The organism is Streptomyces sp. NPDC031121, assembly GCF_055570615.1.
Map to the genome: position 1 here is coordinate 35,193 of NZ_JBVIGV010000008.1, position 18,355 is coordinate 53,547.

General features: G+C 74.7%; 23 protein-coding genes. 19 read left to right on the forward strand and 4 right to left on the reverse strand.

What is annotated here, in order from left to right:
- Nucleotides 1-8 precede the first annotated feature (8 nt).
- The 12 genes from ACZ462_RS16155 to ygfZ all read left to right on the forward strand — a co-directional run bounded on the left by ACZ462_RS16155 (nucleotide 9) and on the right by ygfZ (nucleotide 9,712).
- The gene (locus tag ACZ462_RS16155) at nucleotides 9-1,841 is read left to right on the forward strand and encodes a hypothetical protein (RefSeq protein ID WP_467807850.1); all 1,833 of its coding nucleotides are present in this window, start codon (nucleotides 9-11) and stop codon (nucleotides 1,839-1,841) included.
- Nucleotides 1,842-1,938: 97 nt separating this feature from the next.
- Nucleotides 1,939-2,655: an LmeA family phospholipid-binding protein gene (locus ACZ462_RS16160; RefSeq protein ID WP_467807848.1), complete on the forward strand. Its 717-nt coding sequence runs from the start codon at nucleotides 1,939-1,941 to the stop codon at nucleotides 2,653-2,655.
- A gap of 161 nt (nucleotides 2,656-2,816) precedes the next feature.
- Complete coding sequence (locus tag ACZ462_RS16165; RefSeq protein WP_350206375.1) at nucleotides 2,817-2,900, forward strand: putative leader peptide; 84 nt, start codon at nucleotides 2,817-2,819, stop codon at nucleotides 2,898-2,900.
- A gap of 204 nt (nucleotides 2,901-3,104) precedes the next feature.
- On the forward strand, nucleotides 3,105-3,950 hold the full coding sequence (locus ACZ462_RS16170) for a sulfurtransferase (protein WP_467807847.1): 846 nt from the start codon (nucleotides 3,105-3,107) through the stop codon (nucleotides 3,948-3,950).
- A gap of 54 nt (nucleotides 3,951-4,004) precedes the next feature.
- On the forward strand, nucleotides 4,005-4,295 hold the full coding sequence (locus ACZ462_RS16175; RefSeq protein WP_045950396.1) for a DUF1416 domain-containing protein: 291 nt from the start codon (nucleotides 4,005-4,007) through the stop codon (nucleotides 4,293-4,295).
- Nucleotides 4,296-4,424: 129 nt separating this feature from the next.
- Nucleotides 4,425-4,691, forward strand: coding sequence for a DUF3099 domain-containing protein (locus tag ACZ462_RS16180; protein WP_467807845.1), 267 nt, complete (start codon nucleotides 4,425-4,427; stop codon nucleotides 4,689-4,691).
- Between the two features lie 110 nt (nucleotides 4,692-4,801).
- Entirely contained in the window at nucleotides 4,802-5,587 is a 786-nt protein-coding gene (locus ACZ462_RS16185) for a hypothetical protein (protein ID WP_467807844.1), read from the forward strand.
- Complete coding sequence (locus ACZ462_RS16190) at nucleotides 5,584-6,432, forward strand: hypothetical protein (RefSeq protein ID WP_467807842.1); 849 nt, start codon at nucleotides 5,584-5,586, stop codon at nucleotides 6,430-6,432. Before ACZ462_RS16185 ends, ACZ462_RS16190 begins: the two co-directional genes overlap by 4 nt.
- A complete protein-coding gene (locus tag ACZ462_RS16195; protein ID WP_467807841.1) occupies nucleotides 6,429-7,289 on the forward strand; it encodes a hypothetical protein in 861 nt (286 codons plus the stop codon). The genes ACZ462_RS16190 and ACZ462_RS16195 overlap by 4 nt, the downstream gene beginning before the upstream one ends.
- Nucleotides 7,290-7,587: 298 nt before the next feature.
- Nucleotides 7,588-8,160, forward strand: a complete 573-nt coding sequence (locus ACZ462_RS16200; RefSeq protein ID WP_467807838.1) for a heme-binding beta-barrel domain-containing protein — start codon at nucleotides 7,588-7,590, stop codon at nucleotides 8,158-8,160.
- A 97-nt stretch (nucleotides 8,161-8,257) separates the two neighbouring features.
- Entirely contained in the window at nucleotides 8,258-8,722 is a 465-nt protein-coding gene (locus ACZ462_RS16205; protein WP_174250484.1) for a Fur family transcriptional regulator, read from the forward strand.
- A gap of 21 nt (nucleotides 8,723-8,743) precedes the next feature.
- Entirely contained in the window at nucleotides 8,744-9,712 is a 969-nt protein-coding gene (ygfZ, locus tag ACZ462_RS16210; RefSeq protein WP_467807837.1) for a CAF17-like 4Fe-4S cluster assembly/insertion protein YgfZ, read from the forward strand.
- A 19-nt stretch (nucleotides 9,713-9,731) separates the two neighbouring features.
- Here ygfZ and dtd read toward each other — a convergent pair whose 3' ends face one another.
- Nucleotides 9,732-10,157 carry a D-aminoacyl-tRNA deacylase gene (gene dtd / locus ACZ462_RS16215; protein WP_467807836.1) on the reverse strand — a complete coding sequence of 142 codons (426 nt, stop codon included), beginning with the start codon at nucleotides 10,155-10,157 and terminating at the stop codon, nucleotides 9,732-9,734.
- 172 nt (nucleotides 10,158-10,329) lie between these two features.
- Between dtd and ACZ462_RS16220 the strand changes: the two genes are divergently transcribed.
- The 3 genes from ACZ462_RS16220 to ACZ462_RS16230 all read left to right on the forward strand — a co-directional run bounded on the left by ACZ462_RS16220 (nucleotide 10,330) and on the right by ACZ462_RS16230 (nucleotide 13,226).
- Nucleotides 10,330-10,959, forward strand: coding sequence for an RsiG family protein (locus tag ACZ462_RS16220; protein ID WP_467807834.1), 630 nt, complete (start codon nucleotides 10,330-10,332; stop codon nucleotides 10,957-10,959).
- 111 nt (nucleotides 10,960-11,070) lie between these two features.
- Complete coding sequence (locus ACZ462_RS16225; protein ID WP_467807832.1) at nucleotides 11,071-12,315, forward strand: GNAT family N-acetyltransferase; 1,245 nt, start codon at nucleotides 11,071-11,073, stop codon at nucleotides 12,313-12,315.
- Nucleotides 12,316-12,365: 50 nt separating this feature from the next.
- Nucleotides 12,366-13,226 (forward strand): putative protein N(5)-glutamine methyltransferase, encoded by an 861-nt coding sequence (locus ACZ462_RS16230; protein ID WP_467807830.1) that lies wholly within the window; start codon nucleotides 12,366-12,368, stop codon nucleotides 13,224-13,226.
- A 23-nt stretch (nucleotides 13,227-13,249) separates the two neighbouring features.
- On the opposite strand, the gene ACZ462_RS16235 is transcribed toward ACZ462_RS16230, so the two are convergent.
- Entirely contained in the window at nucleotides 13,250-14,161 is a 912-nt protein-coding gene (locus ACZ462_RS16235) for an NAD(P)-dependent oxidoreductase (protein WP_467807829.1), read from the reverse strand.
- 44 nt (nucleotides 14,162-14,205) lie between these two features.
- Here ACZ462_RS16235 and ACZ462_RS16240 point away from each other — a divergent pair, with 44 nt between their 5' ends.
- A complete protein-coding gene (locus ACZ462_RS16240) occupies nucleotides 14,206-14,556 on the forward strand; it encodes a winged helix-turn-helix transcriptional regulator (protein ID WP_467807828.1) in 351 nt (116 codons plus the stop codon).
- 194 nt (nucleotides 14,557-14,750) lie between these two features.
- On the opposite strand, the gene ACZ462_RS16245 is transcribed toward ACZ462_RS16240, so the two are convergent.
- Nucleotides 14,751-15,389, reverse strand: a complete 639-nt coding sequence (locus ACZ462_RS16245; RefSeq protein ID WP_467807826.1) for a hypothetical protein — start codon at nucleotides 15,387-15,389, stop codon at nucleotides 14,751-14,753.
- 170 nt (nucleotides 15,390-15,559) lie between these two features.
- On the opposite strand from ACZ462_RS16245, the gene ACZ462_RS16250 reads away from it, so the two are divergent.
- The 3 genes from ACZ462_RS16250 to ACZ462_RS16260 all read left to right on the forward strand — a co-directional run bounded on the left by ACZ462_RS16250 (nucleotide 15,560) and on the right by ACZ462_RS16260 (nucleotide 17,019).
- Complete coding sequence (locus ACZ462_RS16250) at nucleotides 15,560-16,006, forward strand: helix-turn-helix domain-containing protein (RefSeq protein WP_467807825.1); 447 nt, start codon at nucleotides 15,560-15,562, stop codon at nucleotides 16,004-16,006.
- A gap of 25 nt (nucleotides 16,007-16,031) precedes the next feature.
- A complete protein-coding gene (locus tag ACZ462_RS16255) occupies nucleotides 16,032-16,556 on the forward strand; it encodes a hypothetical protein (RefSeq protein ID WP_467807823.1) in 525 nt (174 codons plus the stop codon).
- 124 nt (nucleotides 16,557-16,680) lie between these two features.
- Entirely contained in the window at nucleotides 16,681-17,019 is a 339-nt protein-coding gene (locus ACZ462_RS16260) for a DUF2516 family protein (RefSeq protein WP_467807821.1), read from the forward strand.
- 62 nt (nucleotides 17,020-17,081) lie between these two features.
- Here ACZ462_RS16260 and ACZ462_RS16265 read toward each other — a convergent pair whose 3' ends face one another.
- Nucleotides 17,082-18,353 (reverse strand): PP2C family protein-serine/threonine phosphatase, encoded by a 1,272-nt coding sequence (locus tag ACZ462_RS16265; RefSeq protein WP_467807820.1) that lies wholly within the window; start codon nucleotides 18,351-18,353, stop codon nucleotides 17,082-17,084.
- Nucleotides 18,354-18,355: the final 2 nt, after the last annotated feature.

The following is an 18,355-nucleotide window of genomic DNA, read 5'->3' on the forward strand; positions in this document are numbered from 1 at the left end:
GGAAGACGATGAGCACTCCCGAGGAACAGCAGCGCCGGCAGTACGGGCAGCAGCACCCCCAGCAGCAGCACCAGTCGTACCCGCAGTACCAGCAGCCGCAGCAGGACCCCCAGCCGCAGGACCCGGGGCAGTACGGGGCGGGGCAGCAGCCGGCTCCGGAGGCCGACCCGTACGGCACCCAGACGTGGCAGGCGCCGACATGGGACACCGGCTACCAGCCCGTCCAGCGGCCCGAGCCGACCCCGCAGCCGCAGGCCCCGCAGCCGCAGCCGCCGCTCGGCGGGCAGCCGGCCCCCGAACGGCCCGTCGCCCCCCACGGATGGTTCCGGGACGAGGCCCCGGCCGCGCCGCAGCAGCCGGCCCCGGCCGCGGAGTGGACCGGGAACGGCTACCCGCAGCCGTACCCCGGGCAGGCCGCGCCGCAGTACCCGGCGCAGCCCGCGGCCCCGGAGGGCTGGCTCCGCGACGCGGCCCCCGCGGCCCCCGCCCCGGCCCCCGCGGCCGCGCCGGGTCACGACTGGGCCGCCGAGACCGCGTACCTGCCGCCGGTCCGGGGCGCTGCCGCCACCGGGGCCCCGTATCCGCCGCCGGCGCAGGGCGCCGCGGCTGCCGCCGAGACCGCTTATCTGCCGCCCGTGAGGGACGCCGCCGCCACCGGGGCCTCCTTCCCGCCGCCGGTGCAGGATGCCGCCGAGACCGCCTATCTGCCGCCCGTACGGGATGCTGCCGCTCCCGGGGCGTCCTTCCCGCCGCCGGTGCAGGGTGCCGAGGCTGCCGCCGAGACGGCGTACCTGCCGCCCGTGCGCGATGCCGCGGCCGCCGAGACGGCGTACCTGCCGCCCGTGCGGGAGGGCGCCGGCGGCTCCGACGGCTGGTTCCGCGAGGAGGCCGCGGCCGGCCCCGCCGCGGCCGCGCCGCTCGCCGAGAGCTGGGCCGAGGCCACCGCCTACCTGCCCCCGCAGACCGCCGCCCCCGCCCAGGCCGCGGAGCAGCCGGACACCTCCGCCGGGCAGCCGGGCGAGCCGCAGCCGCCGGCCGCCGGGACCGCGTACTCGCCGCCCACCCTCGGCGGCAACACGATGCGCGCCGTCGACCCCGTACAGGCCCGCGCCGAGGGCCTCTCGCCGATCATCGACCCGGGACCGCAGTCGGCCCTGCTGACCGCCGCGCTCGGCCTGCTGCTCGCCGCGGCCGCCCCCTTCGGCGACCTCGCGCTGCTCCTCCCGCTCGCCGTCCTCCAGGGGCTCACGGCCGCCGGGTGGTTCCGCCTGAACGGCATGTGGCCCGCCCGCCAGGGCATCGCCCTCGCCTTCCTCGGCGCGCTCGCCGCGGACGCCGCCGTGCTCGCGGTCGATGCCGTCCACGGCCCCGGCGCGATCATCGGGACCCTCGGCGTGTGGGTGCTGCTCACGCTGGTCCTCCAGCTGCGCAGCGCCGCCGACCCCGACGAGCGGATGTACGGCCTGATGGCCTCGGTGGCCTCCGCGGCCCTCGCCATCATGTGCGCCGGCTTCCTGGCCGCCGGGTCGGCCGCGGTGTCGGTCGGCGCGGTCGCCGTGGCCGTCGCCGTGTTCGTCCGCGCGCTGCCCCTGCCGCCCGCGCCCTCGGTCGGCGTCTCGCTGGCCGCGGCCGCCGGCTCCGGCATCGCCGTCGGCGCGCTGACCTCCCTCGGGGCCGGCGGCGCGCTGCTGGGCCTGGCCGCCGGGGTGTGCGCGCTGATCGGGCTGCGCGTGGCGGCGTACGACTACCCGTCGAAGTTCGTCCACATGACCGCCGGCGTGGCGCTGCCGCTGGCGGCGGCTGCCCCGGCCGTCTACCTGCTGGGGCGGGTGGTCGGCTGACGGCGCGCCGGGCCGCCCGGGGCCCGGTACCGGCCCCGCGGCGCCCCGGCGTGGTCAACTGGGGGGCACGTACCGGGTCTACAGGGGGGAGAGGCACGTGCGCGTCCTGCGTGTCGTCGTGTTCGTCGCAGTGGTGCTGGGCGGCCTGTTCGTGGCCGCCGACCGGTTCGCGGCCGGCTACGCCGAGGACCGGCTGGCCGACCGAATACGGGCCCGGCAGGGACTGGCGGGCACCGCGGAGGTCGAGATCCACGGCTTCCCCTTCCTCACCCAGGCGCTGAGCCGCGAGTTCGACCGGGTCGACGTACGGGTGACCGGGGTCGACGCCCTCGCCGACGGCCGCAAGACGCGCCTGTCGGAGCTGGACGCGTCCTTCCGCGGCGTGAAGGTCGACGGGGACTACGGCGGCGGCACCGCGAAGAGCGCCGAGGGATCGGCGCTGATCACCTACCCGGACCTGACGCGGGCCTCGCAGACCGGGGTGCAGCTCGCGTACGGCGGGGCGCGGGACAAGGTGAAGGTGACCGCCTCCGTGGAGCTGCTGGGCCGGACCTTCACGCGGAGCGTGGTCTCCTCCGTCAGCCTCGTGGACGCCGGAGGCGACGGCGGCGGCAAGCTCGTGCGCGTCCGGGCCGACGAGGTGCCCGGCGAGGGCATCCCCGGCATCGAGGGCGCGGTGCGCCGCAAGACCGACTTCGACCGCCGCCTCGACGGCGGCCTGCCGTCCGGGCTGCGGCTGACGGGGCTTGCCTCCGACGAGGCCGGCGTCCATCTGGAACTGGGTGGTACGGACGTCTCCCTGGCCGGATCGTGAGACAGGTGGTCCGATCCGCAGAAGGGCGGCCCGCGCGGGGTGTCCGCAGACCCCCCGCGGAGCTGCCGGAACGGCAGCTGGTCCCGACATGCGGATGATCCTGTCTCGGTATATGACACACCGGTGACAGGGCGGCCGGTTCCTCCCTACGATCCATGGCTATGAAGCATCAGCAGGCGGACCTCACGAAGCGACGGGCAGTAGACCTGTGTCGCGTCGCCGCCATGCTCTGTCGATCCATGTGACCCGAGAGCGCCATCCGCTCCGCCCGTCGGACGACCGTACTTCCCGCGTGACCGCAGTGCAGCCGCCCCGGCCTGCCCGCTGACGCCTCCCCGCGCCCAGCGGCCGCCCGAGCACCTGCCCCACCGCCCACGCGGCAGCGCAGCACCTCTGCCAGCCCGCAGCACCCGCACCGCCCCGCCGCACACTGCCCCGGAGGAGAAACCATGAGCCGCAGCGACGTCCTCGTCGACGCCGACTGGGTCGAGGCCCACCTGAACGACGCCAACGTCGTCATCGTGGAGGTGGACGAGGACACGTCCGCCTACGACAAGAACCACATCGCCGGCGCCGTCCGGATCGACTGGAAGAAGGACCTCCAGGACCCGGTCCGCCGCGACTTCGTCGACCAGGAGGGCTTCGAGAAGCTGCTCTCCGCCAAGGGCATCTCCAACGACGACACCGTCGTCCTCTACGGCGGCAACAACAACTGGTTCGCGTCGTACGCCTACTGGTACTTCAAGCTGTACGGCCACCAGGACGTCCGCCTCCTCGACGGCGGCCGCAAGAAGTGGGAGCTCGACTCCCGCGACCTGGTCGACGGCTCCGAGGTCCCGAACCGCCCGGCCACCGAGTACAAGGCCAAGCCGCAGGACACCTCGATCCGCGCCTTCCGCGACGACGTCGTGGCCGCCATCAACACCCTGAACCTGGTCGACGTCCGCTCGCCCGACGAGTTCTCCGGCAAGCTCCTCGCCCCGGCCCACCTGCCGCAGGAGCAGTCGCAGCGCCCCGGCCACGTGCCGAGCGCCCGCAACATCCCGTGGTCGAAGAACGCCAACGACGACGGCACCTTCAAGTCCGACGACGAGCTCAAGGCCCTCTACGAGACCGAGCAGGTCGACCTGGCGAAGGACACCATCGCCTACTGCCGCATCGGCGAGCGCTCCGCGCTCACCTGGTTCGTGCTGCACGAGCTGCTCGGCCAGGAGAACGTCAAGAACTACGACGGCTCGTGGACCGAGTACGGCTCTCTCGTCGGCGTGCCGATCGAGCTGGGCGCAGGCAAGTAATCAGGGCACGCGACGCCCGGTAGAACGACTTCTCTCAGGACAGGACAGAGAAACATGTGCGGAGCACAGATCGGCGGGCCCGACCTCGCCACCCTCAAGCCCGGTGAGACGGCCATCCAGGGCCAGGTGACCAAGGACGGCGAGCCCGTCAGCGGCTACGTCCGCCTCCTCGACTCGACCGGCGAGTTCACCGCGGAGGTCCCGACCTCCGCGACCGGCCAGTTCCGCTTCTACGCGGCGACCGGCTCGTGGACGCTGCGGGCCCTCGTGCCCGGCGGCCAGGCGGACCGCGCCGTGGTCGTCGCCGAGGCCGGCGGCGTGACGGACGTGGCCATCGCGGTCTGATCCCGCGACGGGAGCCCGTGAACCGGCCGGAGGGCCGCACCCCAGGGGGTTGGACGCCACTGGAACGGGGTGCGGCCCTCCGCGCCGTCCGGACGTGGCGGGCCGGCCGGGCAGCACTAGGCTGGAGGCATGTACGCGCGCCGGCGCCGCATCTACTTCGTCCTCATGGGCGTGTGCCTCTTCCTCTTCGTCTCGGCCTGGTCCTTCGTACGGCTGCTGTCGGTCGAGGCCGCGGTGGCCCTGTGCGTGGTCGCGATGGTGATCCCCCCGGTCGCGGCGATGGTCGCCAACCGCCGCGGCCCCGAGGACCGCTGGTGGGACGACCCGTCGGGCGACCCCAAGTCGGACGAGTGGTGGGACGAACTCGACGGCAAGCGCCGCCCCCACGACGAATGACCTTCCGCGTGACCGCAACGTAATACGTTTCCGCACAACCGTTCCCTTCGGGTACATGTCAAGGCTGTGCGCGGGTGACCACCCGCCGACAGACCGTGGGGAACACGTCCTTGGAACACGCACAGACCTCTCCCGAGCCGCGGGAAGAGGGGAATCCGGCGGAGGCGCCGCCCGCCCGCCCGGCCCGCCGCGGCCGCCGCACCGCCCTGCTGATCGCGTGCGGAGCCGCGCTCGGGGTCCTCGGAGGCACCGCCGCCGGCTACGCCGTCCAGTACCACCGCCCGCCGACGCCGCTGCCGCCGCTCGCCCAGCAGAAGCTGGTCACCCCGAAGGCGCTCGCGCCCGACGCCGCCACGACGCGCGACGGCATCAACGCCAACCGCCGCCACAAGACGGACGGCGACCTGACCGCGCTGCTGGTCGAGGCTCCCGCCGGGGCGAAAGTCCTCGGCAAGGGCTATGAGACCCTCGACGTCTTCTCGCTCCTGTTCGAGCAGCCGGACAAGGCCCTGGGCGGCTTCGCCGAGGACGGGGTGCGGCGCATCGCCACCACCGGGTGGGTGCAGGACGACCGCGTCTTCGTCGACATCCGCCTGATCCAGTTCCGCGACCGCCTGGGGGCGGACGACTACCAGCAGAGTCAGGCATCGGTCATGCCGACCAAGGAGTACGCCGGGAACCCGGGCGTGCCCGTCCCCGGCGCGCCCGCCGACCTCGCGCACGTGTGGGTGAACTCCAGGGCCGAGACGGAGCCGGGCTACCACCCGGTGCGGGGGGCCCGCGCCGTCGCCCGCCGCGGCGACATCGTCATGGAGATCGACTACTTCGACAACCGCGGCCGGATCGCCGAGGGCGACGTCGTCGACCTGGCCAAGCGACAGCTGGAGCGACTGTGACCGAGCCGCTGAAGACCGACACCGCCGACGCCGCCGCGGACGCCTCCGCAGCCCCGGCCGCCCCCGCGAGCCCGGCAGTCCCGCCCGCCCCGGAGCCCGCGCCCGCGCCCGCGCCCCGCCGCGGGCGCAAGGCCGCGGCGGTCGCCGGCGGCGCGGTCGCCCTCGCCGTCCTCGCGGGCGGCGGGATCGCCGGGTCGATCGCACTGGAGGGGGCCGACCGGAGCGTCGAGACCCGCTACTGGGTCCCCGACGGCGCGAAGCCGGCGGCCCCGGAGGACCCGGCACCCGTCCCCGCCGGGGAGCTCTCCGGCAAGCTGCTGCCGGTCCCGTCCGGCTTCTCCCTGGGCCCGGACATCGGGAAGGACGGCAACGACTTCTCCGTCCCCGGCGACAAGGCCGTCCAGGCCTACGGCGACGCCCGCGGCGGGCAGTCCGGCTCGCAGCGCAAGCGGCGCGAGGAGGCGCTGGAGGGCATGAAGCTCAAGGGCCTCGCCGGCCGCAGCTACACCAAGGACGGCGGCGGCGCCGTCTACCAGGTCCGCTTCATGCAGGCCGACCCCCAGGCGGTCGGCAAGCTCGCCGAGGTGGCGAAGAAGCTCAACGAGCTGGGCGGAGACGGCCGCGCCGCCCCCGCCGTGGACGGCCACCCCGAGGCCGGGTGCGCGCTCCTGGCCATCGGCGAGGCCAAGAAGGAGAAGATCGACTCGATGGAGTGCGTCGCCGTCCAGGGCGACGTCCTGGTCACCTTCCGCGCCTTCGGCCCCAAGCCCTTCTCGCCGGCCGACGCCGCCTCCTTCCTCAAGAACCAGCTGAGCCACCTGAAGTCCCCCGGGGAGTCCGTGTGACCGACCACCGCACCACCGAGACCGCCGCCGAGGCCCCGGCCGGGGCCCCGGCCGACGGCGGCTCCGCTCCCGGCACCGCCCCGGCACCGGCCGCCCCCTCGGGCCGGCGGGGCGCCGCGGCGCTGCGCTGGCTGGCCGCGGCCGCCGCGTTCGCCGCCTTCGGGACCGGGACCGCGTACGGGATCACCCAGGCCGACCGCACCGACCTGCCCGGCCTGGAGACCCGCGGCGACGGCCGTTGGGACTATCCGGTGCTCGCCAAGCCCACCCTGGCGCCCGGTGCCCCGCAGCCCTTCTCCTCCGACAACAACGGCGGCATCCACTACGCGGCCCTGTTCGAGCTGCTCCTGCCCGCCCCCGCCGGGTCCGCCCCCGATCCGGCCCTGAAGGTGGAGCAGGACCAGAAGGTCTCCGAGGACGCCTTCCTGGAGGAGTTCGAGCCGACCGTCCGGCAGAAGATGAAGCAGGAGTTCACCGACGAGGGCCTGCGGCAGATCGCCGGCCGCGCCTGGACCATGCCCGACGGCAGCCGCACCCGCATCTACCTGCTGCGTTTCTCCGCCCCCGACTTCGCCGACGACCGCGACCGGTGCGGCATCACCATGAACGTCAACGGGGTGAACCGGATCGAGGACGACTCCGACTGGAAGAAGGTGAAACTCGTCCAGGGCCGCCCGGGCGGGCACGGCACGGTGGACGTGTTCGCGGAGGCCGCGCCCGTCGGGGACGAGGAGGTCCGGGTCGGCTGCATCCAGTCGGGTGACGTGCAGGCCGCCGTGTTCCAGTCGCGCAAGGGCGGGGTGGCGTCCGTCCCGTTCCACCAGACCGTGGTCCTGCAGAGCCAGCTCCTCGGCTGACCGCGCCCCGGGGCGCCTCCGCGGCGCCCCGGCCGCGCGGGCGGGGCACCTCGGGGGAGTGGCGCGGGCGGCCGGACAGTAGGCTTGGGGACCGGCCCCGTACCCGCCAACCGACACCTCCGAGGAGTCCCCCGTGCTTGAGGCATTCTTCACCTCCCTGCTCGTCCTGGTCTGCGTCGGCGTCCTCGCCTTCACCGGCCTCGCCGTGAAGAAGCTGTACCAGGGCCAGCGCTGATCCGCGGATCGGCCTCTCCCCGGACCCGGAACCCCCTCCCACAGATCGCCTGAGCAGCCATTCATGATCCAGATCCCGTCCGACCTGAACCCGGGCCTCGTCCCCCTCGCCTTCCTCCTCGGCACCTGGGAGGGCGCTGGCGTCTTCGACTTCCCCGGTGAGGAGAAGTGCAACTTCGGCCAGGAGGTCGTCTTCAGCCACGACGGCCGGGACTTCCTGGCGTACACCTCGTCCACCTGGGTCCTCGACGCCGAGGGCCGCAAGGTGCGCCCGCTGGAGTCCGAGTCCGGCTACTGGCGCATCGACGCGGACCGCAAGATCGAGGTCGTCATGGTGCGCGACCAGGGCGTCGTCGAGGTCTGGTACGGCGAGCTCGCCCACCAGAAGCCGCAGATCGACCTGGCCACGGACGCGGTGGCCCGCACCGCCGCCTCCGGCCCGTACAGCGGCGGCAAGCGCCTGTACGGCTACGTCAAGAGCGACCTGATGTGGGTCGGCGAGAAGGCCACCCCGGACGTCGAGCTGCGCCCCTACATGTCGGCCCAGCTCAAGAAGGTCGTCACTCCGGAGGAGGTCGCCGAGATGGCGCGCAACCTCCCGGACATGCCGGACGACGGCATCGCCTTCTTCCGCTGATCAGCCGCCGGCGCGTGCGCCGGCCGCCACCGCAGCGCGTCCCGGCGGGGGCCGCGGGCAGCCCGCCCGCGGTCCCCGCCGCGCTTACACTGGGCCCGTGGTGAGCCCCGAAAGCCCCGACCGTGCCTCCGGCACCGACTGGAAGAGCGACCTGCGGCAGCGCGGATACCGGCTGACGCCGCAGCGCCAGCTCGTGCTGGAAGCCGTGGACGCCCTCGGCCACGCGACGCCGGACGACATCCTCGCCCACGTCCGCAAGACGGCCTCCGGTGTGAACATCTCCACCGTCTACCGGACGCTGGAGCTGCTGGAGGAGCTGAAGCTCGTCTCCCACGCCCACCTCGGGCACGGGGCGCCCACCTACCACCTCGCGGACCGGCACCACCACATCCACCTGGTGTGCCGCGAGTGCGCCGGCGTGATCGAGGCGGACGTCGGCATCGCCGCCGAGTTCACGGAGAAGCTCCGCGGCGCCTTCGGCTTCGACACCGACATGAAGCACTTCGCGATCTTCGGGCTGTGTCGCGCGTGCGCCGCCGAGCGCCCTGCCGAGCCCGCCTGACGGGGTCGTACGCTTGGTCCCATGACGACCAGCCCCCTGCTGAACCTCCCCGGCGCCGTGCAGGCCGAAGGCCGCGACGAGGGCGTCGCCGCCCACTACGGAGAGCTGTACGGCGAACAGCGCGCACTCGCCGACGGCCGAGGCTTCGTCGACCTCTCGCACCGCGGGGTCGTCACCGTCACCGGACCGGACCGGCTGAGCTGGCTGCACCTGCTGATCACCCAGCACGTCACGGAACTCCCGCCCGGCCAGGCCACCGAGGCGCTGATCCTCTCCGCGAACGGGCACATCGAGCACGCGCTCTACCTCGTCGACGACGGGGAGACGGTGTGGGCGCACGTCGAACCGGGCACCGCGGAGGCGCTGATCGCATACCTGGAGTCGATGAAGTTCTTCTACCGGGTCGAAGTCGCCGACCGGAGCGGCGACTTCGCCGTCGTGCACCTGCCCGCCGGGTCCATCGCCGAGGTCGACAAGGAGCTCGTCGTACGGGAGACCGCGCACGGCCGGGACGTCTTCCTGCCCCGCGGCGGGCTGGAGGCCTTCGCGGCCGAACACGGGCCCGCCGCCGGCCTGCTCGCGTACGAGGCGCTGCGCGTCGAGGCGCACCGGCCGCGGCTCGGCCTGGAGACCGACCACCGCACCATCCCGCACGAGCTGGGCTGGATCGGTACCGCGGTGCACCTGCAGAAGGGCTGCTACCGCGGGCAGGAGACGGTGGCCCGCGTCCACAACCTGGGCAAGCCGCCGCGCCGCCTGGTCTTCCTGCACCTGGACGGCTCCGAGGTGCACCTCCCGGCGCACGGGGCGCCGGTCAGGCTCGCCGCCGACGGCGCGGAGGGCCGCCAGCTGGGCTTCGTGACGACGGCGGTCCGCCACCACGAGCTCGGCCCGATCGCCCTGGCGCTGGTCAAGCGGAACGTCCCGGTGGACGCCCCGCTGCTGGCGGGGACGACGGCCGCCGCGCAGGAGGTCGTCGTCGCGCCGTAGGCCCCTCGACGCCCCGGCCTCAGACGTCGACGACGATGGTGAACGGGCCGTGGTTCGTCAGCGAGACCCGCATGTCCGCGCCGAACCGGCCCGTCGCCACCGTCGCCCCCAGCGCGCGCAGCTGCGCGACGACCTCGTCGACCAGGGGCTCCGCGACATCGCCGGGCGCGGCCGCGTTCCACGTGGGGCGGCGGCCCTTGCGGGCGTCCCCGTACAGCGTGAACTGCGAGACCACCAGCAGGGGCGCGGAGATGTCGCTGCACGACTTCTCGCCTTCCAGGATCCGCACGGACCACAGCTTCCGCGCCAGTTGCGCCGCCTTCTCGGGGGTGTCGTCGTGGGTCACGCCCACCAGGACGCACAGCCCCTCGCCGACGATCTCGCCCACGGTCTCACCGGCCACGACGACGCTCGCGCCGTCCACTCTCTGCACCACTGCTCGCATACCACCTGTGTACCAGGCGCGCACCCCGCCGGGGCCGAACGGGTGGCGCGGGACTGCGCCCGCACCACGGACAGTGGCACGATGCACGCAGGCGGTGCTTCCCCCCGGCCCCACGCGTCACGCGGGAACGGGGACGAGCCCATGCACCGGTCGAGGGGACGGACACGTTCACATGAATACTTCTGGTACCTCCGTACCTGCATCACCCGCATCATCCGCTCCACCCGCCGGCGCCGCCGCCGCTCCGGCGGCCGGCCCGGTACGGCCGCCCGCGCAGCGCAGCGCGGAGGAGCCGGGGCAGGCGCCGACCACGCCCGCCACCGCGCTCGGCCTGCCGGAGCTGCGCGCGCTGCGCCGCGAGGCCCAGCGCGAGGAGGCCGACCTGAGCTACGTCCGCCGGCTCCTGCAGGGCCGGATCGACATCCTCCGCGCCGAACTGGCCCGGCGCAGCGACCCGGAGGCCCCCGTGCCGCCCGAGGCGCCGGTGGTGGACCGGCTCTCGGAGATCCTCGCCGACGCGCCGTCCAGCCGCAGTGCCTCCGCCCGGCACGTCACGCTCGGCACGCCGCGCGGGGAGGAGTACCGGGTGCTGGCGGCGGAGATGCTGTCCGACGTCGAACTGTCGGACCTGGGGGCCCGTACGGACGGCGAACTCCACGAGGCCATGCGCCGGTTGACCGGCTACGAGCAGCAGGTCTCCCGCCGCAGGCAGCAGTTGCAGCGCACGGCAGACGACTGCAGCGCCGAGATCACCCGGCGCTACCGGGAGGGCGAGGCGCAGGTGGACGACCTGCTGGCCTGACCGGGCGGCCCGCCGGCTCCCGCGGCCGCCGCGGGAGCCGGCGGGCCGTGCCCGGCCACCGGCGGAAATTGCGGCGACGGGAGCGCGTACGGCGCACTAGCGTGGCGCCCCATGAGCGCTGACGTCCGGCCCATCGCCGCTTCGGAACTGACCCGGTGGATGCAGACGGTCCACACCGGCTTCCTGACGGCCTCACCGGTGACGGAGTCGGACGCCGAGCACCGCGCCCGGCACAGCGACCCGGCCCGCATCCTGGGCGCCTTCGACCGCGACACCGGCGCCTGCGTCGGCACCTTGCGCTCCTTCCGGCAGGAGCTGACCGTCCCCGGAGGGGCCACGGTCGTCTCCAGCGCCGTCAGCAACGTCACCGTGCTGCCCACGCACCGCCGCCAGGGCCTGCTGACCCGCATGGTCGCCGCCGACGCCGCAGCGTCCGCCGAGCGCGGCGACGCCGTCTCGACGCTGATCGCCGCCGAGTACCCGATCTACGGCCGCTACGGGTACGGGCCCGCCGCGTCGATCACCGAGTGGGAGGTCGACGTGCCGCGCGCCGGACTCGACCTCCGCCGGTCGGGGCCCGGCGACGGCGGCCGCATCGACCTCGTCGACACCGCCGAGGTGCGGCGCGTCGGCCCCGCCCTGCACGAGCGGCTGCGCCGGGAGCGGCACGGCATGGTCAGCCGCGACGAGCGCTGGTGGGCCCTCGCGACGGGCCTGGAGGAGCTCTCGCACCGCCCGTACCGGCACGGCTTCCACGCCGTCCACCGCACGGCTGACGGGGAGGTCGCCGGCCTCGTCTCGTACAGCGCCGACGACGTCTGGGCCGACGCCAAGGTGCCCATGAACACGGTCCGGGTGAGGGACCTCCTCGCGGCGACCCCGGCCGCCGAGCGGGCGCTGTGGCACTACGTGTGCTCCATCGACTGGGTGCAGAAGGTCCGCACCGGCTACCGCGCTCCCGACGACCTGCTGCCGCACCTGCTGCCCGACCCGCGCGCGGCGCGCCCGGTGACCTCCGCCGACTTCCTGTGGGTGCGGATCCTGGACGTCGTACGGGCCCTCGGTGCGCGGACGTACGCGGTGCCGGGGACACTCGTGCTGGAGGTCCGCGACCCGGGCGGGCCGGCCGCCGGCCGGTACCGGCTGGACGCGGGCGCCGGTGACTGCGCCCGCACCCGGGAGCAGGCGGACCTGAGCCTGGACGTCTCGGCGCTCGGCGCGCTCTACCTGGGAGACGAGTCCGCGGTGCGGCTCGGCGCGCTGGGCCGGGTGGCCGAGGAGCGGCCGGGGGCGCTGGCCCTGGCGGACGCGGTGTTCCGGACGGCCCGCCGGCCGTGGTGCCCGGACGTGTTCTGAGCCCCGGGGGCGGGGGCGGCGAGCGGGGCTGCGTACGGGGAGAGTGGGGCATGCGGGGAGAGCGGGACGTGCGGGACGGGGCGGGAGTGGCGGAAGTGGCGGAAGGACCGGAAGCGGAGACGGCGGTCTCGGAGGCGACGGTCGCGGCCCTGCGCGCCGCCGGCTGCGTCTTCGCGGAGGAGGAGGCCGCGCTGCTGACGGCCGCCGCCGGCGGCGAGGAGGCGCTTCTGGCCGCGCTGGTCGCCCGCCGGGCCGGCGGGGAGCCGCTGGAGCACGTCGTCGGCTGGGCCGACTTCTGCGGGCTGCGCATGCGGGTCGGCGCGGGGGCGTTCGTCCCGCGCAGGCGCACCGAGTTCCTGGTGCGGGAGGCCGTCGCGCTCGCCGCGGCGGACGGCCGCCCGCGGCCGGTCGTCCTCGACCTGTGCTGCGGCGTGGGAGCCCTCGGCGCGGCGGTCGCGGCCCGGCTGGGCGCCGGGACCGAGCTGCACGCGGCGGACATCGACCCGGGCGCGCTGGCCTACGCGCGCGCCAACACCGCCCCGTACGGCGGGCGGGTGTACGAGGGCGACCTGTACGGGGCGCTGCCGGAGACGCTGCGCGGCCGGGTGGACGTCCTGCTCGCCAACGCGCCGTACGTGCCGACGGACGAGATCGCGCTGCTGCCGTCCGAGGCCCGCGACCACGAGCCGCCGGTGTCGCTGGACGGCGGCCCGGACGGGCTGGACGTCCACCGGCGCATCGCGGCGGGCGCCCCGCCCTGGCTGGCGCCGGGCGGGCGGCTGCTGATCGAGACGAGCGGACGGCAGGCGCCGCGCACGGCCGCGGCCCTGGAGGCGGCGGGCCTCGCCGTCCGGACGGTCGAGTCGGAGGAGTTCTGGGCGACGGTGGTCATCGCCACCCGCACTCCGTGACGGCGCCCGCCGCCGGCCGGGTCTCAGCGGCGGCCCAGCAGTTCCGCGATCCGGACGAACCCGTCCTTGCCGTGGCCCAGGCCGATGACGCGGCGCGCCCAGCCCTCGGCCGCGCGCATCACCGCGGCGTCGATGCCGTGCGCCTCGGACGCCTCGACGATGTGCGCCATGGAGGAGGCCGCCGAGGTGATGGGGTTGTCCTTGCCGGAGTAGCCGCCGGAGTCCGCCTCCTCGGCCACCTGGGCGAAGATCGGCGGGAGGATCGCGGCGATGCCCTGCGCGAAGGGGGCCAGCTCCCGGCCGGTGATGCCCTCGGCCCCGGCCACGGCCAGGGCGTGCGCGTAGCCGGCCATCGCCGTCCAGAAGACGTCGAGGAGCGCGATGTCGTACGCCGCCGCCCGGCCGATGTCCTCGCCGAGGTGGGTGTGGGTCCCGCCGAGCGCGGCCAGCACGGGCCGGTGCTCCCGGTACAGCTCCTCCGGGCCGGCGTGCAGGAACACCGCGTCAGGGGTGCCGATCGTCGCGGCCGGCGTCATGATCGCGCCGTCGAGGTAGCGGACGCCGTGAGCGGCGGCCCACTCGGCGGCGGCCCGCGCCCGCTGCGGGGTGTCGGCGGTCAGGTTCACGACCGTCCGGCCCCGCAGCGCGGCCGCGACCGCCTCGCGCCGCAGGATCCCGTCGGCGGCGTCCTGGTTCACGACGCAGACGACGACGAGACCGCTCTTGGCGGCGGCCTCCTCGGGGGAGGGGGCGCCGACCGCCCCGCGGGCGGTCAACTCCGCATCCCTGCCCGGCGTCCGGTTCCAGACGGTGGTGCGCACGCCCGCGTCGAGGAACGCACCGGCGAGGGCGCGGCCCATCGGCCCCAGTCCGAGCACCGTCACGGCAGACTGGTCGGAGGGGCGCCGGGCGGTGTGCTGCGTGGACGTGGACATGGTGTGGCTCCCGTTCGTTGGTTCAGGGATGGAATGGGGGGCGCATGACGCGCGGTCGTGCCCGGGACACGGAGGTGTGCGGAGTGACCGCCGCGATCGCCGTGATCGACGGCAAGTGGAAGACGGCCCTGCTGTGGCTGCTGGAGTCGGGCCCGTGCCGGCCCGGGGAACTGCGCCGGCGGCTGCCGGGCCTCAGCGAGAAGGTGCTGACGCAGGCGCTGCGCGAGATGGAGGCGGACGGGCTCGTGCACCGGGAGGTGCACGACGTGCTGCCGCCGAAGACCGAGTACTCGCTGACCGCCTTCGGCCGCGAACTCTCCGACGCGCTCGGCCCGGTGTCCGACTGGGGGCACCGCAGGCTGGAGCGGCTCGCGGGGGAGCAGTCGGCCGGGTAACCCGCCGCCTCCCTTCCGATCCGCCGGCCGCCGACCCCGTGCCTCAAGACTCGCGCGGCGGGGGCCGGTTGCCCAGTACCCACAAAAAAGTGGGTGTCGGCGGGGCCCCGCTCGGGCCCCTCGGCGCGGAGGATCAGCCGATGGAAGGGGACCCCCGCCGCGACGGCGTACGCGGGTGCGGGGTACGGCTCCCGCTACCCCCGCTCGGGGCGCAGCAGGACCTCGCTGCCGACGGGGGTGAAGCCGCAGGCCAGGAAGGCCCGCAGGGAGCGGGCGTTGCCGGGGGCGACGGCGGCGAAGACCGGGTCGCCCTCCGGCACCAGGGACAGGGCGTCGGCGATGAGCGACCGGCCGTGTCCCCGGCTGCCGGCCTCGGCGTCGTGGAGTTCGATGCTCAGCTCCCGCCGCCCGGCGAGGCCGTCGGCCAGGGTGACGAGGCCGCGTCCGTCGCCGTACACCCGGACGTTCGCCCGCACCTCGCGGGCGTGGCGGACGCGCGGATGGCCGTCCGCGCCGGCCGTCTCCGCCAGCCGCGGCGGCCCGCCCGTGCCGCGCGCGGCGAGTGTCGCGTCGGTGACGCCGATCCAGCCCTTCGGGCCGGCCAGGTGCCGCAGGAAGTCCGGCGCGAGCGACTCGCCGAAGCCGTCCGGTCCCCGGTCGTGCACGTCCTGTCGGGCCAGGGCGGTGGCGATGACGGCGTGTCCGGTGAAGGCGACCGAGCACTCGAGCCCTCCGGCCAGGGGCGGCACCACCGTCACCAGCCCGTCGGCCGGCGGAAAGCGCCCGTCGGCGGCGTCCGTGAAGAACGCCAGGAGCGGATGCGCCTCGCCCACGATTGCCCGCCTTTCTGCCCGGGAACCCGCCAGGGCAAGTGTCGGCCGGGCCCCGCAGCCCGGTCGAGGCGGCTCACGGCCAAGGCGGTCGGCTACACGCGGGTCCCCCGGGTGGGAGATGCAGCAAGCGGTTGCTTGCAAAAGTTAGCAAGGTGCGGCAGGATCGCCGCATGGCATCGCTCAACGTCGGCAACCTCGGCGAGTACCTCCGCGAGCAGCGGCGGCACGCGCAGCTGTCGCTGCGGCAGCTGGCCGACGCCGCCGGCGTGTCGAATCCGTACCTGAGCCAGATCGAGCGCGGTCTGCGCAAGCCGAGCGCGGACATCCTCCAGCAGCTGGCCAAGGCGCTGCGCATCTCCGCGGAGACGCTGTACGTGCAGGCCGGGATCCTGGACGAGCGGGACCGGGACGAGGTGGAGACGCGGGCCGCCATACTCGCCGACCCGTCCATCAGCGAGCGGCAGAAGCAGGTGCTGCTCCAGATCTACGAGTCGTTCCGCAAGGAGAACGCGCAGGAGGCCGGTCCGGCCGCCGCGCAGGCGCCGGGCACCGCGGGCGACGCGGAGCCCGCGGACCCCGCGGGTTCCGCCGACGGCGCGAAGCACCCAACGAACTGAACTGTGATCCGGGAGGACCAGCCACATGGCCATCGCCGATGACCTGAAGAAGACCCTCGCCGACCCGACCCCCCTCTACTTCGCCGCCGGCACCGCCGACATCGCGCTGGAGCAGGCCAGGAAGGTGCCCGGCCTCATCGAGCAGCTGCGCGCCGAGGCGCCCGTCCGCTTCGAGGCGGTGAAGAACACCGACCCGAAGATCGTGCAGCAGAAGGCCCGCGAGGCGCAGGAGGTGGTGACCGCCAAGGTCGCCGAGGTGCTCGGCACGATCGACGCCAAGAAGATCGGCGAGACCGCCCAGGACCTCGCCATGCGCGGGGTCGGCGTGGCCGCCGAGTACGCGGTGAAGGCCAAGGAGACCTACGACCGGGTCGCCGAGCGCGGCGAGCAGGCCGTCCGCGACTGGCGCGGTGAGGTCTCGGACGAGATCGTCGACATCGCGGTCGCGGTCGAGCCGGAGCCGTCCCTCGACGACAAGGCCGCCGCCCGCCGGACGACCACGCGCAAGACCCCGGCGAAGAAGGCCGCCGAGGAGAGCGTCGAGAGCTGACCGCGGCGGGGCCGGGCACCCGGAGGGTGTCCGGCCCGTTGGGGTGGATGAGGGGTCCCGTGCCGGTAGCGTGGGGGCACAGGGCACCAGCCATGGCAGGGCACGTGTGAAGGCGGTCGAGTCGATGTTGATGAACGGGTTCGATAACGGCGTGCTCCCGCTCCTCGGGTTCGCCATGCTGGCGCTGGCCGTCGTGGCCTTCGTGCTCGCGCTGCTGGCCAGGGAGGACGCCTACCGCGCCGCGGACAAGCAGACGAAGACGTTCTGGATGGTCATCCTCGGCGTCACCGTGCTGGTGGACTTCTTCCTCGGGATGCTGTTCCTGCAGATCGCGGGCCTCGTCGCGACCATCGTGTTCCTCGTGGACGTCCGCCCCGCGCTCAAGCAGGTCTCCGGGGGCGGCCCGCGCCGCGGCGGCAGCAGCAGCGACGGCCCGTACGGGCCCTACAACGGCGGCCGCTGACCCCCGTCGCCGAAGCGCCGGGGCCGGACGCCCGCCCGCCCCCGCCCCCGCACGCGTACGCGTCAGGGGGCGTTGCGCGACAGGAGCACCACGGCGACGTCGTCCGTGAGCTCGCCGCCGTTGAGCCGGCGGGCCTCGGTGACGGCGGCCTCCAGCAGGCCCTCCCCGCTCAGCCCGCGTGCCAGGTGCCGGTTGATCATCTCGACCATGCCGTCCTGCCCGAGCCGCTCCCTGCCCTCGCCGACGCGGCCCTCGATGAGGCCGTCGGTGTAGAGCATCAGGCTCCAGGCGCCGCCGAGCTCCACCTGCCGGCGCGGCCAGCGGGCCTTGGGCAGCAGGCCCAGCGCGGGCCCGCTGTTCTCGTACGGGAGCAGCCGCGCGGGCCGGCCCGGCCGCGAGACCAGCGGCGCCGGGTGCCCGGCCAGGCACAGCCCGGCGCGCCGGCCGTCGGGGGATATGTCGACCGTGCACAGCGTCGCGAAGATCTCCTCGCAGGGCCGCTCCACGTCGAGGACCTCCTGCAGGGTCGCCAGCAGGTCGTCGCCGCACAGGCCGGCCAGGGTCAGGGCGCGCCAGGCGATGCGGAGCTCGACGCCGAGGGCGGCCTCGTCCGGGCCGTGGCCGCAGACGTCGCCGATCATGGCGTGGACGGTGCCGTCCGGGGTGCGGACAGTGTCGTAGAAGTCGCCGCCGAGGAGGGCCCGGCTGCGGCCGGGCCGGTAGCGGGCGGCGAAGCGGAGGTCGGATCCGTCCAGCAGCGGGGTGGGCAGCAGGCCGCGTTCCAGGCGGGCGTTCTCCTGGGCCCGCAGTTTCGATTCTGCAAGCTTGTACTGGGCCGTGTCGGCGCGCTTGCGCTCCACCGCGTACCGGATCGCCCGGCTCAGCAGCCGGCCGTCCAGCTCGTCGCGGAAGAGGAAGTCCTGCGCCCCGACCCGGACGGCCTCGGCGGCGCGCTCGGCGTCCGCCTCGTCCGTCAGGACGAGGACCGGATGGCGCGGGGCGATCCGCAGCACCTCGCGCAGCACGTCGAGCCGGTCGGCCGTGCCCGGCGCGGCGCCGGCCAGGGCCGCGCGGGCGGCCGCCGACGGGTTCGGCAGGGCCAGGTCCAGCAGGATGCAGTGGACGTCCGGCGTGAGCAGGCGGGCCGCCTCGGTGAGGTTCCGGGCGGTGCGGAGCCGGATGCGCTGGCCGTCGGAGTCGAGGATCTCCGGAACGGTGAGGCCTCCCGCGGGGTCGTCCTCGATCACCAGCAGGGTCAGGGACGCCTGCGGCGGTACGGCCTGACCGCTCTCCGTGGCGGGGATCTCCCTCTGCCGCGGTACGGGTACGGGCATCG